At 70.5% G+C, this 16,035-nt stretch carries 15 protein-coding genes; 8 read left to right on the forward strand and 7 right to left on the reverse strand.

What is annotated here, in order from left to right; translation table 11 throughout:
* Positions 1-32: 32 nt before the first annotated feature.
* Positions 33-1,034: an AEC family transporter gene (locus ACFQUV_RS22020; RefSeq protein ID WP_129607328.1), complete on the reverse strand. Its 1,002-nt coding sequence runs from the start codon at positions 1,032-1,034 to the stop codon at positions 33-35.
* Positions 1,035-1,419: 385 nt separating this feature from the next.
* Here ACFQUV_RS22020 and ACFQUV_RS22025 point away from each other — a divergent pair, with 385 nt between their 5' ends.
* The 6 genes from ACFQUV_RS22025 (at position 1,420) to hpnA (ending at position 7,631) form a co-directional block, all read left to right on the forward strand.
* A complete protein-coding gene (locus tag ACFQUV_RS22025) occupies positions 1,420-1,740 on the forward strand; it encodes a hypothetical protein (protein WP_129607327.1) in 321 nt (106 codons plus the stop codon).
* A 204-nt stretch (positions 1,741-1,944) separates the two neighbouring features.
* The gene (locus ACFQUV_RS22030; RefSeq protein ID WP_129607326.1) at positions 1,945-3,003 is read left to right on the forward strand and encodes an Ldh family oxidoreductase; all 1,059 of its coding nucleotides are present in this window, start codon (positions 1,945-1,947) and stop codon (positions 3,001-3,003) included.
* A 229-nt stretch (positions 3,004-3,232) separates the two neighbouring features.
* A complete protein-coding gene (locus tag ACFQUV_RS22035; protein WP_207211333.1) occupies positions 3,233-4,213 on the forward strand; it encodes a tripartite tricarboxylate transporter substrate binding protein in 981 nt (326 codons plus the stop codon).
* 188 nt (positions 4,214-4,401) lie between these two features.
* On the forward strand, positions 4,402-4,968 hold the full coding sequence (locus tag ACFQUV_RS22040; protein WP_129607325.1) for a tripartite tricarboxylate transporter TctB family protein: 567 nt from the start codon (positions 4,402-4,404) through the stop codon (positions 4,966-4,968).
* Between the two features lie 10 nt (positions 4,969-4,978).
* Positions 4,979-6,487, forward strand: a complete 1,509-nt coding sequence (locus ACFQUV_RS22045) for a tripartite tricarboxylate transporter permease (RefSeq protein ID WP_111384764.1) — start codon at positions 4,979-4,981, stop codon at positions 6,485-6,487.
* Positions 6,488-6,638: 151 nt separating this feature from the next.
* The gene (gene hpnA, locus ACFQUV_RS22050; RefSeq protein ID WP_129607324.1) at positions 6,639-7,631 is read left to right on the forward strand and encodes a hopanoid-associated sugar epimerase; all 993 of its coding nucleotides are present in this window, start codon (positions 6,639-6,641) and stop codon (positions 7,629-7,631) included.
* A 165-nt stretch (positions 7,632-7,796) separates the two neighbouring features.
* Here the strand turns inward: hpnA and hpnK are convergent, their stop codons facing one another.
* The 5 genes from hpnK to ACFQUV_RS22075 all read right to left on the reverse strand — a co-directional run bounded on the left by hpnK (position 7,797) and on the right by ACFQUV_RS22075 (position 13,206).
* Positions 7,797-8,630, reverse strand: a complete 834-nt coding sequence (hpnK, locus tag ACFQUV_RS22055; protein ID WP_244601423.1) for a hopanoid biosynthesis-associated protein HpnK — start codon at positions 8,628-8,630, stop codon at positions 7,797-7,799.
* Between the two features lie 52 nt (positions 8,631-8,682).
* The gene (gene hpnJ / locus ACFQUV_RS22060) at positions 8,683-10,110 is read right to left on the reverse strand and encodes a hopanoid biosynthesis associated radical SAM protein HpnJ (protein ID WP_129607332.1); all 1,428 of its coding nucleotides are present in this window, start codon (positions 10,108-10,110) and stop codon (positions 8,683-8,685) included.
* On the reverse strand, positions 10,110-11,267 hold the full coding sequence (gene hpnI / locus ACFQUV_RS22065; protein WP_378395734.1) for a bacteriohopanetetrol glucosamine biosynthesis glycosyltransferase HpnI: 1,158 nt from the start codon (positions 11,265-11,267) through the stop codon (positions 10,110-10,112). The genes hpnJ and hpnI overlap by 1 nt, the downstream gene beginning before the upstream one ends.
* A 3-nt stretch (positions 11,268-11,270) precedes the next feature.
* On the reverse strand, positions 11,271-12,269 hold the full coding sequence (locus tag ACFQUV_RS22070; protein ID WP_129610378.1) for a lysylphosphatidylglycerol synthase domain-containing protein: 999 nt from the start codon (positions 12,267-12,269) through the stop codon (positions 11,271-11,273).
* Positions 12,270-12,339: 70 nt separating this feature from the next.
* Complete coding sequence (locus ACFQUV_RS22075; protein ID WP_165364056.1) at positions 12,340-13,206, reverse strand: MipA/OmpV family protein; 867 nt, start codon at positions 13,204-13,206, stop codon at positions 12,340-12,342.
* 359 nt (positions 13,207-13,565) lie between these two features.
* On the opposite strand from ACFQUV_RS22075, the gene ACFQUV_RS22080 reads away from it, so the two are divergent.
* Positions 13,566-14,150, forward strand: coding sequence for a L,D-transpeptidase (locus ACFQUV_RS22080; RefSeq protein WP_129610375.1), 585 nt, complete (start codon positions 13,566-13,568; stop codon positions 14,148-14,150).
* Positions 14,151-14,188: 38 nt separating this feature from the next.
* On the opposite strand, the gene ACFQUV_RS22085 is transcribed toward ACFQUV_RS22080, so the two are convergent.
* Positions 14,189-14,581 carry a gamma-butyrobetaine hydroxylase-like domain-containing protein gene (locus ACFQUV_RS22085; protein ID WP_129610373.1) on the reverse strand — a complete coding sequence of 131 codons (393 nt, stop codon included), beginning with the start codon at positions 14,579-14,581 and terminating at the stop codon, positions 14,189-14,191.
* Between the two features lie 339 nt (positions 14,582-14,920).
* Between ACFQUV_RS22085 and moaA the strand changes: the two genes are divergently transcribed.
* Positions 14,921-15,961, forward strand: coding sequence for a GTP 3',8-cyclase MoaA (moaA, locus tag ACFQUV_RS22090; RefSeq protein WP_129610382.1), 1,041 nt, complete (start codon positions 14,921-14,923; stop codon positions 15,959-15,961).
* The last annotated feature ends 74 nt before the right edge of the window (positions 15,962-16,035 follow it).

The following is a 16,035-nucleotide window of genomic DNA, read 5'->3' on the forward strand; positions in this document are numbered from 1 at the left end:
GCGGCTCGCAGCGCACCGGCACGTCGCGCACCTCACACGAGACCGAATTCGAGCAGTAGGAACCAGGCCGGGATCGTCACCGCCGCCATGATGGTGGTGATCGCGGTGAGGACGGCGACGTAATGCGCGTCGGCCCCGTAGACGCGGGCTGCCACCGAGACCTGCGTCATCACCGGCATCGCGGCTTCCATCACCACCACCTTGCGCATCAGCTCCGGCACCGGCACCAGCGCCGTGACCGCGAGCGCCACCGCCGGCGCGATCAGGAAGCGGCCGGCGATCAGCACCACCATGTCGCGCGTGGGCCGCACCGAGCGCAGGTTCACGCAATAGATCGCGATGCCGAGGAACAGCATGACGAGCGGCGTCGTCATCGCGGCGAGATGCGCGAAGCTCGCGGTCAGGAAGGTCGGCAGGCGGATGTCGCCGAGGATCAGCGCGATGGCGACCATGGCGCCGACCAGCGGCGGCGACACCACATTCTTCAGCGTCGCCAGGCCGAATGCGGGCGCCGCTGCGTTCGCGGCTCTGCCGCCGTCCTGGCCGGCGGCCGCACCGGCCGCCTCGGCACGCGCCCCTTCGCGGGCGAGACCCCAGGCGCCGATCGTCCAGAACAGGCAGGTCTGCACCAGATAGTACATGACCGCGTAGGGCAGCGCCGCCTCGCCGAACAGCGCCGCCACCACCGGGAAACCGATGAAGCCGCTATTGGAGGTGAAGAACATCGCCCGGAACGTGCCCAGCCGCGCCGCCGGCACGCCGGCGAGCCGCGACACCACGAGCCCCGTCACGAACGACGCTGAGAGCACGCACAGCGGCACCACCAAGGCGACACCGATGCTCAGGAGATCGTCGCGGCCATACGACTTGGTGAGGCTGACGATCATGTAGAACGGGATGGCGATGCCCATCACCATCCGCGAGAACAGCCGGCCCGTCGCCTCGTCGAACCAGCCGCGCGCCGTCAGCCCGTAGCCGAGCGCGATCATCAGCAGGCAGGCGAACACGCCGCTCAACGATTCGAAGATCACCATGGAACTGTCCGGCGGAAATCGGTTGGCAAAAACCGGGTCGGGAGAAAGCGGCGCACGGACCGGCGCGGGTCCGCCAGGCGCGGCTGGTCGGCGAGCGGCGGAGACATCGATGTGGGGCGGCGACACATCGCGCGGGAACTACACATGGCGCGGGGGCTACACGCGGGGCTACACATGGCCCGCCTGCGGTGCCGGGCCGATCACCGCGTCGCTGCGGCGCCGCGGCGCGCGCGACGCGGCGGCAACCAATACCTTCATTCCGGACCGCCAGTAAATCGACACATTGACCCCAGCATACCGGATGGCCGGCGTCGTGTCCGGATCGGTCGGGCCGCTGGCCCGTCGCCCGAGAATGCCGGCTCAACCCCCGCAACGGAAAGTTCGAATGACAAGAACGAGACTGTCGATCCCGGCGGCCTTCGCGTTTCTCCTGCTGCTCGCCGGCCTTGCCGTATCGCCCGCCCGGGCGACCACGCTGCTGCCCGCCGCCGCCGCGACCCCGATGGCAGCGGACGCGGACGTGATCCCGGTGCAGCACTTCCATGGCCACCACCGACCGCACGGCCACTGGCGCCCGCACCATCACCACCGGCCGCATTTTCAGCGGCACTATTGGCGGCCGCACCATCATCACGTCCGTCCGCACTGGCGGCCGCACCGGCATCACCACCACGGGCATCACCAGCACTACGGACGCCGCTGGTGAGATAGTGACGGCCGGGCAGCGCCCGGCTCTTCTACGCGATGATCACCGGGCCTTCGGTCTTCCGACCGGAGGCCCGGCTTCGCATTCGGGCGGATCGGAGCACCGTCCGTGACCTCCCCGATGGCGTTCGGGCGCGCTTGCTCCTAGGGTGCGTCGGCGCGTCGCATCCGGTCGGGGACCGGGGGCGCCACCGCCGGACGCCCCATGTCGCCGCTGCCTCGAGTCGCTCCCGATGCCCTCCTGGCCTTCTGCATCGCCGTCTATGCGCGGCTCGGCCTCGCCGAGGACGACGCCCGGCTGTGCGCCGACACGCTGGTGCAGGCCGATCTATGGGGCCACCAGAGCCACGGTGTGCTGCGCCTGCCGTGGTACGCGGCGCGGCTGAAGTCGGGCGTCTGCGCCGCCGCGGCACGGCCCGAGATCGTCGTCGACGGCGGCGCCCTCGCGGTGATCGACGGCCACGACGCCATGGGCCAGGTGGTGGCCGCGCAGGCCATGCAGGAGGCGATCGGGCGCGCCGGCCGGCACGGCATCGGCGCCGTCGCGGTGCGCAACTCCAATCACTTCGGCACCGCGATGTACTTCACCCTGATGGCGCCGCCGCAGGGCTCTATCGGCTTCCTGTCCACCAATGCGAGCCCCGCGATGGCCCCCTGGGGCGGGCGCGAGAAGGCGGTCGGTACCAACCCGTGGTCGTGGGCCGCGCCGGCCGGCCGCCACCCCCCGCTGGTGCTCGACATCGCCAACACGGGCGTCGCCCGCGGCAAGATCTATCTGGCCCGCCAGGAGGGCCGGCCGATTCCCGAAGGCTGGGCCATCACGGCCGACGGCCGCCCCACCACCGACCCCACCGAGGCGATCGCCGGCGTCATCCTGCCGATGGCGCAGCACAAGGGCTATGGCATCGCGCTGGTGATGGACGTGCTCTCCGGCGTGCTCACCGGCAGCGCCTTCGGGGCCGATGTGCACGGACCTTATCAGGACCGCGCCCGCAGCGGCGCCGGGCATCTGGCCATCGCCATCGACATCGCCGCCATCCAGCCACGCGCCGACTTCGACGCCCGCATGGAGGCGCTGATCGCCTCGCTCAAGCGCGTGCCCACCGCGCAGGGCTTCGACGAGGTGCACTATCCGGGCGAGATCGAGGCCCGCGCCGATGCGGAGAACCGCCGGCTCGGCCTCGCGCTGCCGGACGACACCCGCGCCGACCTCGCCCGGCTGGCGGCCGAGATGGACCTCACCGAGGCCCTGCCGTTTCGATGACCGAACCAGGATCATATCGTGCTCCGCCGACCGACCATGCAGGTCGGTCGCGCGGCGAGCGCCGATACAGACCCGGACAATATCTCGCGACCGCGAACACCATAGCAATGCAACGCTCACAACTCGGGAATTCGCTGGACAACTGCTTGACGAAAGTCATGCCGTTCGGCAACGGAACTGATACGCGCTGCCGCGTGCTCCAGCCCGTGCCGCTGGAAAGGAAACCATCATGACCAGATCCGTGGTGCTGCTTCTTGCAGGAATGGCCCTTGCAGGACCGATGGCCGCCGTCCCGGCCGCGGCCTGGGAGCCGAAAGGTCAGGGCGAGTGCATCGCCCCGGCCAACCCCGGCGGCGGCTGGGACATCACCTGTCGGACGATCTCGTCGGTGCTCCAGAAGACTGGCGCCTTCAAAGGCTCGATCTACGTCACCAACATGCCGGGCGGCAGCGGCGCGGTCGCCATCGCCAACGTGGCCACCAAGCGCAAGGGTGACACCAACCTGATCGTCTCGGCCTCCAACGCGCTGACCTTCACGGTGGCGCTCGGCCGCACGCCCTACACCTTCAAGGAGGTGATGCCGCTCGCCCAGATCGGCGCCGAGCTCGGCGGCTTCTTCGTGACCGCCGACTCCAAGTACAAGACGCTGGCCGATCTGATCGCCGCCATGAAGGCCGACCCGAAATCCGTCACCTTCTCGGGCGGCTCGGCGCCCGGCGGCCAGGATCACATGAAGGTCGCGCTGTTCGCCAAGTCGATCGGCGTCGAGCCCACCAAGGCGGTCTATGTGCCGTTCCAGGGCGGCGGCGAGGCGCTCACCTCCATGCTGGGCGGCCACACCCAGGTCGCCGCGCTCGACATCTCGGAGGCCGCCGGCCAGCTCGAGGCCGGCAAGATCCGTGGCCTCGCGGTGCTCGCCGACGCGCGCTCCACCAAGTTCCCCGACATCCCGACCGCCACCGAGCAGGGCGCCAAGGTCACCTACGTGATCTGGCGCGGCTACTACATGGCGCCGGGCGTGCCGAAGGAAGCCTACGACTGGTGGCTCGAGACGCTGAAGACCGCGGTGAAGTCGCCGGAGTTCGCGGCGGAGCGCGACAAGCTCGGCTGGGAGCCGATCACCCGCTTCGGCGACGAGTTCGCCACCTATGTGAACAACGAGGCCGCCGAGTACCGCGTCCTCCTCAAGGAGCTGGGCTTCCTGAAATAGCCCGTGATTCCCCTGCCGGGCCGCCACGCCGGGCCCTCCGGCGCGGCACGGCCCGGCGGCCCAGAGCGCCGAAGCGTCGACCCTCATGGTCGACGCCCTGTCGGCGACAGATCGCCTTCCGATCGGCCGACCGCGACACTCGCCCGGCGGCACGGCTCGGCTGCAAGTCGGCTGCAAGGAATCGCTCCATGGACATCGCGTCGCGCGGATCGCTGCGGACCCGCATCGAAGGACTGGTCATTCTCCTGGTCTCCATCGGCTATCTGTGGGAGACCTTCAACATTCCCGATTTCTATCAGCTCCCCGACACGCCGGGTCCGAAGACGTTTCCGGAGCTGCTCGGCATCGTGTTCGCCGCGATGGGGCTGTGGCTCCTCGTCTCGCCGCGCGATCTGATCGCCCGCCTGCGCACCCGCGCCGCCGCGACCGAGACCACCCCGGTGGCGCCGGTGACCGCAGACGAGCACGCGGAGTCAGGCGCACCGGCCGGCGGCCTCCTCGCCCGTCTCGGCCTCGACTGGCACTTCGTCGCCCTGTGGGCGGTGGTGCTCGGCTATCTGTGGTTCATGCCGGACGTCGGCTTCCCGGTCGCCACCTTCGTGCTGCTCGTGCTGTTCACCATGCTGCTCGGCGAGATGCGCTGGCATGTGGTGCTCGGCCTCTCGCTCGCCGTCACCGTCGTGGTGTTCTTCGGCTTCAAGTACGGGCTCAACGTCCGTCTGCCGTGGGGCGTCCTCGAGCCGCTGGTCAACTGAGGGCCGCGCCATGTTCGAGCATCTCCTGAACGGATTCGCGGTCGCGCTGCTGCCGCTCAATCTGCTGATCGCGCTGGCCGGCTGTCTGGTCGGCACGCTCATCGGCGTACTGCCGGGCCTCGGCCCCACCGCGACGCTCGCCATGCTGATCCCGCTCGTGTTCAGCATGCCGCCGGCGACCGCGCTGATCCTCTTGACCTCGGTCTATTACGGCTCGATGTACGGCGGCTCGACCACCTCGATCCTGGTCAACATCCCGGGCGAGTCGGCCTCGGTGATCACGACGATCGACGGCCACAAGATGGCGATGCAGGGCCGCGCCGGCCCGGCGCTCGCCATCGCGGCGATCGGCTCGTTCATCGCCGGCACCTTCTCGGTGCTGATGCTGACCTTCGTGGGCGCGCCGATCGCCCGCTACGCGCTGCTGTTCGGCCCGGCCGAGTTCTTCGCCCTGATGGTGTTCGGCCTGTGCACGGTGGCGAGCCTGACCGGCACCAACGTGACCAAGTCGATCATCTCGACCTGCCTCGGCCTGATGATCGCCACCGTCGGCATCGATCTCGTCTCGGGCGCCGCCCGCTTCACCTTCGGCAACCCCTTCCTCCAGGACGGCGTCGACTTCGTGGTGGTGGCGATCGGCATGTTCGCGCTCACCGAGGTGGTGATCACCGCCCGCGAGGTGCACGCCGGCACCCGCGCCCAGATCGTCAAGGCCGGCAGGGTGTGGATCTCCTGGTCGGAGTTCGTCTACAGCCTGCCGGCGATCCTGCGCGGCACCGTGTTCGGCTTCGTCATCGGCATGCTGCCGGGTGCCGGCGCGACGCTCTCCACCTTCATCGCCTACAATCTGGAGAAGCGGGTCTGCAAGAATCCGGAACGACTCGGCACCGGCGACATCCGCGGCGTCGCCAATCCCGAGTCGGCCAATAACGCGGCGAGCGGCGCCTCGCTGGTGCCCCTCCTCACCCTCGGCCTGCCGGGCGGCGGCGCCACCGCCGTGATGCTCGGCGCCCTGATGATGCTCGACATCACGCCCGGCCCGCTGATGTTCGAGAAGCACGGCGCCATCGTGTGGACGCTGATCGCCTCCATGTATGTCGGCAACACGCTGCTGCTGCTGCTCAACTGGCCGCTGGTCAACGTCTTCGCGCGGGTGATGCGGATTCCCGCCAAGTACCTGATGCCGACCGTGCTGGTGATCTCCACCATCGGCGTCTGGTCGCTCAGCTACAGCGCCGTCGACCTGGTGCTCACTGGGGCCGCCGGCCTGCTCGGCTACTACATGCGGGTCCACAAGTATCCGGTCGAGCCGCTGATCCTCGGCCTCATCCTGGGCGGGCGGCTGGAGCAGGCGTATCGCCAGGCGCTGATCATCTCGAAGGGCTCCAACATGATCTTCTTCGAGAAGCCGATCGCCCTGGTGCTGCTGATCTGCGCGGTGCTGTTCCTGTTCCTGCCGACGCTGCTGAAGAAGTCGCAGCAGTTCCGCGCCGTGCAGGAGAGCGCCAGCGCGGGCTGACGGCCTCCTCACGCTCCGCTTGCAGCCCGGCGCCCGCGCGGCGCCGGGCTTTTTCGTGCACCTGTGCGCCGGCAGGGTCCCGTTTGGCGGGTCTTGATCGCCTCCCCCGATTGCGACAGGGTCGCGCCGCTGGGCGCGCGGAGGAAGCGACATGGCGGCCGACATCGTCCTGGTGACGGGTGCGAGTGGATTTCTCGGCGCCGCCGTGGCGGATGCGCTGCGCCGCGACGGCTTCGCGGTGCGGGTGCTGGTGCGGCCGACGAGCCGCCGCGACAATCTCGATCCCGCCGACACGGTGGCGATCGGCGATATCGGCAACCGCGACTCGATCGCGGCTGCCATGCGTGGCGTGCGCTTCGTCTTTCACGTCGCCGCCGACTACCGGCTGTGGGTGCCCGACCCGGCGGCGCTGATCCGCACCAATGTCGAGGGCACCCGCCTCGTCATGGAGGAGGCGCTGCGGGCCGGAGTCGAGCGCGTCGTCTACACATCGAGCGTCGCGACGCTGCGGCTCGCCGGCAACCTCGTGGCCGACGAGACCATGCGGCTCGATGCGGAGCGGGCGATCGGCGCCTACAAGAAGAGCAAGGTGCTGGCCGAGCGCGTGGTCGACGACCTGGTGGCGCGCGAGCGATTGCCGGCCGTGATCGTCAACCCGTCGACGCCGATTGGCCCGCGGGACATCAAGCCGACGCCGACCGGCCGCATCATCGTCGAGGCGGCGAGCGGCCGCATGCCCGCCTTCGTCGACACCGGGCTCAACCTCGTGCATGTCGACGACGTCGCCGCCGGCCATGTCGCGGCGCTGCACCGGGGCGAGATCGGCGAGCTCTATATTCTCGGTGGCGAGAACGTCTTTCTGCGCGATCTCCTGATCGAGATCGCCGGCCGGGTCGGTCGCCGCCCGCCGACGCTGGCGCTGCCGCGCCGCGCCCTCTTTCCGCTGGCCGTCGCGGCCGAGGCGGTCGGCCGCATCACCGGGCGCGAGCCCTTCCTCACCGTCGACGGCCTGCGGCTCGCCCGTTACCGCATGTTCTTCGACGACCGGAAGGCGCGCCGGGATCTCGGCTACGTGTCGCGGCCGTGGCGCGAGGGCGTCGCCGACGCGCTGGCGTGGTTCCGGCAGGCCGGGATGGTCAAGTGATCCTGTTTTCGGTTGATCAGTTCGCGTCATTCCGGGGCGCGGCGAAGCCGCGAACCTGGAATCCCACGGCGAACTCGGAACTCTCGGCTGGATTCCGGATAGCCGCTTCGCGGCTTCCGGAACGACCACCAAATTGATCAGCCGGATCTCATATGTCCGCGGCCATCAACGGACCTCGATGTCCGAGAACCCGCCTCGTGTCGCGCCGCAGCGGGCCGCCATCGTGATCACGTCGGCGCTGGTCAGCGCCACCAGCTCGTCGGTGTAGCGGTAGCCGGGCGCGGCGCCCGGAAACGCATCGGCGGTCGCCGGGTGCGTATAGATCTCCGTCACGCCGTCCGGCAGATGGCGCAGCAATGCAGCGAGCCGGGCCGGCGTCATGGCGCCCGACCAGGCGAGGCCGAGCACGTGATCAGGAACAGCGAAACCGCGCCGCCGCACCGCACGGGCGAGACGCCACGCCCACCACGCCGTCGCGCGTGCGCCGAGCGGCGATGCGCCCTGCCCGGTCGCGGCGAGCACCGCAGCCGGCTCGACCGGCAGCCGCAGGACGCGCACGCCGGCACGCCGCGCCTCGTCCAGCACGGCGGCGAGGATCGAGGGATGCAGATGGAAATGCTTGTGGGCATTCACATGGTCGAGCGGCAGGCCGGAATCACGGAACGCCGCGAACTGGGCCGCCACCTCGGCCCGCATCTGCGCCCGTACGGCCGGGCGCGCCGCGATCGCGATCGCCAGCCGCACCATGTCGGCGCGAAAGTGCCCCGACGCATCGACCAAATCCGCAACCGCGTCGCGCCGCAGCACCGGCCGCGCCTCCAGCAGCACGACATGCAGGCCGACCCGCAGGCGCGGCAGCCGCCGCGCCCGCGCCACCGCATCCGCCGCCGCCGGCGCGCCGACCATCAGGCTCGCGGCGGTGAGGATGCCGTCGCGATGCGCCTGCTCGACCGCGGTGTTGACCTCGACCGAGAGCCCGAAATCGTCGGCGGTGACCACGAGGTGAGACCGGCCCGGCCATGACGGCGCGCTGCGCCCACCACCGCCATGCTCACGCCGCCTCATGCTTGCGCTCGCGCAGGAAGCGGAAGAACTCGACGCCCTCGCGCAGACGGCGCTTGAGCATCTGCGGGCTGGTCGCCATCTCGGCGACGATCGCGGCGATCTTGGGGGCCCGCAGATAGAAGCGCCGATAGAACGCCTCCACCGAGTCGAACATCTCGGTGTGCGAGAGATGCGGGTAGCTCATCGCCGCCGCCTGGGTGCCGTGCTCGGTCAGAAGCTGCGCGTTCTCGTCGAGCAGCCAGCCGTTGCGGATCGCCTGGTCGTACAGCTCGGTGCCGGGATAGGGCGCGGCGAGCGACACCTGCACGGTGTGCGGATCGATCTCGGTGGCGAACCGGATGGTCTCCTCGATGGTCTCCCGGGTCTCGCCCGGCAGGCCGAGCACGAAGGTGCCGTGGATCTTGATGCCGAGGTCGCGGCAGTCGCGGGTGAACCGCTTCGCCACCTCGATGCGCATGCCCTTCTTGATGTTGTGGAGAATCTGCTGATTGCCCGACTCGTAGCCGACGACGAGCAGCCGCAGGCCGTTGTCGCGCATCACCGTCAGGGTGTCGCGCGAAACGTTGCCTTTTGCGTTGCACGACCAGGTGATGCCGAGCTTGCCGATCTCGCGCGCCAGCGCCTCGACGCGCGGGGCGTTGTCGGTCAGCGTGTCGTCGTCGAAGAAGAACTCCTTGACCTGCGGGAAGGCACGCACCGCGAAGCGCAGCTCGTCCATCACATGGCCGATGCTGCGGACGCGATAGCGGTGCCCGCCGATGGTTTGCGGCCACAGGCAGAAGGTGCAGCGCGACTTGCACCCGCGCCCGGTGTAGAACGACAGGTAGGGATGTCGCAGATAGCCGGAGAAGTAGTTCTCGATCACCAGATCGCGCTGGTAGACGGGGCTGACGAAGGGCAGCGCGTCCATGTCCTCCAGGAGGGCACGGCCGGGATTGTGGGTGATGGTGCCGTCGCGGCGGCGCCACGAAAGGCCGGCGACGGCGGCGAGCGCGCGTCCTTCGGCGACCTCCTTCACGGTGAAGTCGAACTCCTCGCGGGCGACGAAGTCGATCGCCGGCGAGGCGGCGAGGCAGCCGGCCGGATCGACCATCGCCTTGGCGCCGACCAGACCGATCACCACGTCGGGCTTCGCCGCCTTGATGGCCTCGGCGGTGCGGATGTCGGACGCGAAGGACGGCGTCGAGGTGTGCATCACCACGAGATCGCGCGCCCGCGCCTCGGCGAGCACCGCGTCGAGGCCGAGCCGGTGCGGCGGCGCGTCGATCAGCTTCGAGCCCTCGACCAGCGCGGCCGGCTGGGCCAGCCAGGTCGGGTACCAGAACGAGCGGATCTCGCGCTTCGACTGATAGCGGGCACCGGCGCCGCCGTCATAGCCGTCGTAGGACGGACCCTGAAGAAACAGCGTGCGCATCATGGTCCGGGCTCCCTGGCGGCGCGTGCCGCGATGGTGCCGTCGCGCCGTAGCCGATAGTCGTGGTGCTTCCAGGCGACATCGCGGCCCGCCAAGCTCGCCACGAACACCGCGAAGGTCAAGAGGTCGCGCAGAGCGAGAAGCGACGGCGCCGGAGGCGGCAGGCGAAACAGCGTTCCGACCCGCCAGGCGAGTGCACCGCGCAGCACCAGGGCGGCGAGCGCCACGGCGGCGGCCAGCCGCCCGCCCCCGCCCGCCAGCGCCGCGAGCCCGAACGGCAGCGGATGGGTGACGACACTGCCGAGCCAGCCGAGCGGATCGAGCCCCCGGATGGTGCGCGCCCAACGCAGCTCGTGACGCCAGAGATCCGCCGGGCTCACCTCGTCGCAGCGGTGCAGCACCGCCAGCGGCGGCACCACCACCGCGAGCCCGCGGGCGCGGACCGCGGCGCCGATCGCGTGGTCGTCGGCGAGCGTGTCGACGAACGGCCGGAACCCGCCAATCGCGTCGAGGGTGTCGCGCCGCAGCGCGATCAGCGACCCGAAGCACGGCCGCGCCCGCCCGCTCGCGAGCCCGACCACGGCGTTCGGCAGGAAATGCGACACCAGCCCGAGCGCACAGAGGTCCGACCACACGCCGGCGCCGCCCACGCCGCCGTACAGGCCCGTCACGGCACCGACGCCGGGCGCATCGAGCGCCGCCACCGCCCGGGCGAGGTCGTCCGGGCGCAGGCGGATGTCGGCGTCGGAGATCACCACCACGTCGTGGCGGATGCGGCCCGCCATGTTGACGAGGTTGGAGACCTTGCGGTTGGCGCCGTGTACCGCCGGGTCGATCACCAGCTCGATCGCCACGCCGGGGTGCGTGGCTCGCAGCCGCTCCACCACCGCGACGGCCGGATCGGCCGCGTCGGCGACGCCGCAGACGATCTGCATCGCGCCCGGATAGTTCTGGCGCGCCAGCGTGGCGAGATCGTCGAGGAGACCGGGCGGCGCACCGCACAGGGGCTTGAGCACCGTGACGGACGGCGCCGGCCGGGCCACCTCCGGCGCCGGCGGCGTCGCGAAGCGGCCGACCAGCACGATGGCGACGACGAGATAGAGGCAGCCGGCGAGCGCCAGCCCCATCAGCACGACGGCGAGGATCGGGAGCGTCATGCGTCAGCCCCGCGGAGCGCCCGACCGGGGCGTTACACGAAGCTGCCGCGCCTCCATCCACTGCCACAGCACCAGCCCCGGCACCCCGGTGGCGAGATCGGCGACGCGCTTGACCAGCGACAGCGCCATCGCCTGGTCGGGCGGGATGCCGAACAGCCCGCACAGCACCACGAGGCCGCCCTCCTGGGCGCCGAGCGCCCCCGGAATCGCGAAGGCGGCGCCGCGCACCGCATGCATCAGGCTCTCGATCACCAGCGCCTCGGCGAGCCCGACCGGATGGCCCATGAACGCGAAGGCGACCCACACCTCGCCGACCCCGATGGTCCAGTCGAGCAGATGCAGCGCAGCGCTGGCCGCCATGCGGCCGCGGCTGGCATGCAGGGCGGCGAGATCGGCGAACAGCCGGTCGACGGTGGCGGCGAGGCGGCGGGCGCGCTCGCCGCGGAACCGATCGAGCAGCCGGCCGAGAACGCGGTGGCCACCGCGCCGCTGCACCAGCCAGAAGCCGGCGAGCGCCGGGACGGCGACCAGAAGGCCACCGGCAATGCTCCAGGCGATCCCCGAGCCGACCCCGAGCGCGAGCAGCACGAGGAGGCCGATCAGCGCGAACACCGCCTGGGTGACGGCGAGCACCAGAACGTCGACGACGACGCTGGCGGTCGCGAGTGGCCCCGGCACGCCGCGGAAGGTGAGAAGACGGGCGCCGACCACATCACCGCCGACCTGCCCGACCGGCAGGAGCGCGTTGGCGCCCTCGCGCACGAAGCGCAGCGCCAGGCAGGTGGCGAGCGGCGGGCGTTCCTTGGGGGGGAACAGCACCCACCAGCCGACCGCCGCGACACTCGCGGTGGCGGCCCGCACCAGCACGACGAGAACGATACCGATGCCGACGCCCGCGACCGCCGCGCGCACCAGCCCGGCGCCCGACCACACCGTGAGGCCGATCAGCAGGGCGAGGCCGAGCACCAGCCCGAGCACGCCCCCGACCCTGACGAAGCGCATCTCCCGCCCTCGCACCGCCGTCGCGCCGGGGTGGCGGGCGGCCGTCGGTCTCGTGGCGCCGCCGGTCCGTCTACCAGAACTGCTGGAACGTGAAGGCGCGGGTGACACCGAACCCGAACGTCACCTGGTCGGGCGAGCCGCGAAGCTGGACCAGCGGCGAATCGGCGGCGCCGTCCAGGAGCCGCTGGTATTCGACATAGACGTGGGTGGCGAGCTCGGGTGTCCAGAAGTAGCGCGCCTGGGCGCCGGCGCCGACCGACTGGAAGCCGCCCTTGGCCTGATAGGTGGGCAGGCCGGACACGAAGGACTGCCACGGATCGATGCTGAAATACGGATCGAGCGCCTTCTCCGAGGCGAACGAGAGGCGCGGGCCGCCCGACAGGGTCAGGGCCGGGGTGACCGGCACCACCAGATCGGCGCTCAGATCGGCCACGACGCCGGTGTGGCCGCCGAACCCCTGGCGCACCTCGGCGCGGCTGCGCAGCCACGGCGCCCACCAGTACTCGACGAAGCCGCCCACCTCGAATGCCCAGTTCACGTCGCCGAGCCCGTAGAGGGCGCTCGAATCGGACTCCTGGCGGCGCGCCCGCAGCTTGAAGTTGGGGCCGATCTTCAGGTTCTGGGTCTCGAACAGGGCGATGCCGGCGCCGTCGCGCGGCGCCCGGAACTGCTCGGGCGTGCCGGCCCGGCGCAGGCCGAAGATCGGGGCAGGCCGCACCGTGAAGCTGTCGCCGCCGAGGAACTCCGGCTCGACCCGCCCCTCCACCCCGATGGTGACGATCCAGGCGGGCGGCGCCGGCGGCGCATAGGCACCGGGAGGCGGATACGCACCTGGAGCGGCGCCGACATCGGCCGCGACGGCGGTTCCCGCCAGCATTCCGGCGACAGCGAGCGAAGCCGCCGCGGCGGCCGCGAAGCGCAGCGATCGATAGACCAAGATATGCCCCATTCCCCTTGCCCGCCGCGTCCCCTTCGGCGAACCATCACCCAGTCGAGAGTACAACCGGCGAGCCCTCCCGGGCAAAGCCGCGACGGCCCCGGCCGGATCTCGACGGTCGGACGGTTTCATTAATAATTTCATAAACTTCTCAACTTCTTTAAAGCGCGATGGTATTTTGCGGTGGGGTCGCGCAGGAGCGCCGCCCGTATTCCTCGCGGACGTGTTGCATCACCGCCACAGGCTTGGAAAAACCCACGAATCCGGCTCGGCACCGCCCGATTTCGCGGTCTATGCCGTATCCTCGGCGCCCTGCCCGGGACGACACATCGCGGCGTCCCGTCCGAAGGAGCTGATCGATGCGCACCCCCCTCGTCGCCGCCCTGGCGCTCGCGGCCGTTCTCGCCTGGACGCCCGCCCATGCCGAGAACCTCGATCCGGAAGGACGCAGCGCCAACTTCTTCGGCGGCAACTACGCCACCCGCTACACCGGCGGCTCCTCCCCGGTGGCTCGCACCACCGTCGCCTATGACGGTCGCTATGCGCCCGGCACCATCGTGGTGAACACGGCGGAGCGGCGGCTTTATCTCGTCACCGCCCCCGGCCAGGCGATCCGCTACGGCATCGGGGTCGGTCGCGTCGGCTTCACCTGGGCCGGCACCACGGCGGTGTCGGCCAAGAAGGAATGGCCGACCTGGACGCCGCCGGCCCAGATGCGCCGCCGCCAGCCCGGCCTGCCGGCCAGCATGAAGGGCGGCATCGACAACCCGCTCGGCGCCCGCGCCCTCTATCTCGGCTCGTCGCTCTATCGCATCCACGGCTCCAACGAGCCGGAGACCATCGGGCAGGCGGTGTCGTCGGGCTGCTTCCGGATGACCAACGAGGACGTCATCGATCTCTACAGCCGCGTGCGCGTCGGCGCCAAGGTGGTGGTGCTGCGCTGACGCCGTGACGGCGCCGCGGCCCGGCCGGGGCGCCCTCGTCACCGTCGCGGCGGCGGATCACGCGACAGGCCGGCGGCCGCGAGCGCCGCCTCGTACTCGGCCTGATAGCGGGCGAGATTGCATCCGCAATCATAGATCCACTCCCAGCTGTAAATGCCGGTGGCGTGGAGATCGTCGAAGCCGAGCCGCACCGCGTAATTGCCGATCGGCTGCACCTCCAGGATGGCGACGTGGCGCTTGCCGGCGACCAGCTTGCGCTCGGCCTCCGAATGGCCCTGCACCTCGGCGCTGGGGCTGCGCACCCGCAGAATCTCGGCCGGCAGCGAGAAGCGGGCGCCGTCGTCGAACGTCACCGCCAGCACGGTGCCGCCCTCCCGGACGCGCAGCTCCGTCGGCCAGGGCTTTGCAGGCTTGGAATGATCGGTGTTCATGGCTGTCTCGCGTGCACCTTGCCGTTTCACGTTCGGCGTCGTGGGGCCGGCCGGCGGCCGCCATCCCGCCGCGGTGGTGTGGGGATGACGTCGGGCCGATCGAGCATCCGGAGCATTCCCATCGGCCTCCCTTACGGCGACCGCAACCGTTATATGGAATAATCCGAGATCGAGATCGCGGCCGGCGGCGCCGCCTCTCGTTCCCCTGACCGTCACCGTCGTGCCGCCCGTCCAGAGCTGCCCAACAAGAGCCGCCCCGTCCAGAGCCGCCTCGTCCAGAGCGGCACCGAGGAGACCCCCGCCATGGCGTTCGAGCCCCTGTCGACCGCGGCGCCTCCGATGCCGTCACCGGCCGCGCCGGACACGCCCGCCACCCCCGGTCTGGCGCCGCTCGTCGATCCGTTCGGTCGGGCGATCAGCTATCTCCGGGTCTCGGTGACGGACCGCTGCGACCTGCGCTGCGTCTACTGCATGTCGGAGCACATGACCTTCCTGCCGAAGGCCGACATCCTGACGCTGGAGGAGCTGGACCGGCTGTGCGCCGCCTTCATCGCGCGCGGCACCCGCAAGCTGCGCATCACCGGCGGCGAGCCGCTGGTCCGGCGCGGCATCATGACGCTGTTCGGAACGCTGTCACGCCATCTCGCCTCCGGCGCCCTCGAGGAGCTGACGCTCACCACCAACGGCTCGCAGCTCGACAAGCACGCGGCGGCGCTCGCCGACTGCGGGGTGCGCCGCATCAACGTCTCGCTCGACACGCTCGATCCGCAGACGTTCCGCGACATCACCCGCTGGGGCGATCTCGACCAGGTGAAGGCCGGCATCGCGGCCGCGCAGCGCGCCGGCATCGCCGTCAAGATCAACGCGGTGGCGCTCAAGGGCGTCAACGAGCACGAACTCGGCAACCTGATGGTGTGGGCTCACGGTGCCGGCATGGACCTCACGCTCATCGAGGTGATGCCGCTCGGCGACATCGGCGAGAACCGGCTGGATCAGTACCTGCCGCTGTCGATGGTGCGGGCGCGGCTCGCCGAGCGCTTCACCCTGACCGAGACCGACTACCGCACCGGCGGCCCGGCCCGCTACGTGCGAGTGGCGGAGACCGGCGGACGGCTCGGCTTCATCACACCCCTCACCCACAACTTCTGCGAATCGTGCAACCGGGTGCGCCTCACCTGCACGGGCACGCTGTTCATGTGCCTCGGCCAGGAGGACGCCGCGGATCTGCGCGCTGTGCTACGCACCGCGCCGGACGAGGCGACGCTGCATGCGGCGCTCGATGCCGCCATCGCCCGCAAGCCGAAGGGCCACGACTTCGTCATCGACCGCCGCCGCAAGCGCCCGGCCGTCGCCCGCCACATGAGCGTAACCGGCGGCTGAGCACGCCGCCGACGTTCGAACGGCGCGCCCGACGATGCCCGCCCGCGTCCCAAGTCTTGCAGGCCGGGTCGCGA

Origin of the sequence: Rhodoplanes sp. P11 (assembly GCF_964266735.1) — a bacterium.
Classification (GTDB): Bacteria; Pseudomonadota; Alphaproteobacteria; order Rhizobiales; family Xanthobacteraceae; genus Rhodoplanes; species Rhodoplanes serenus.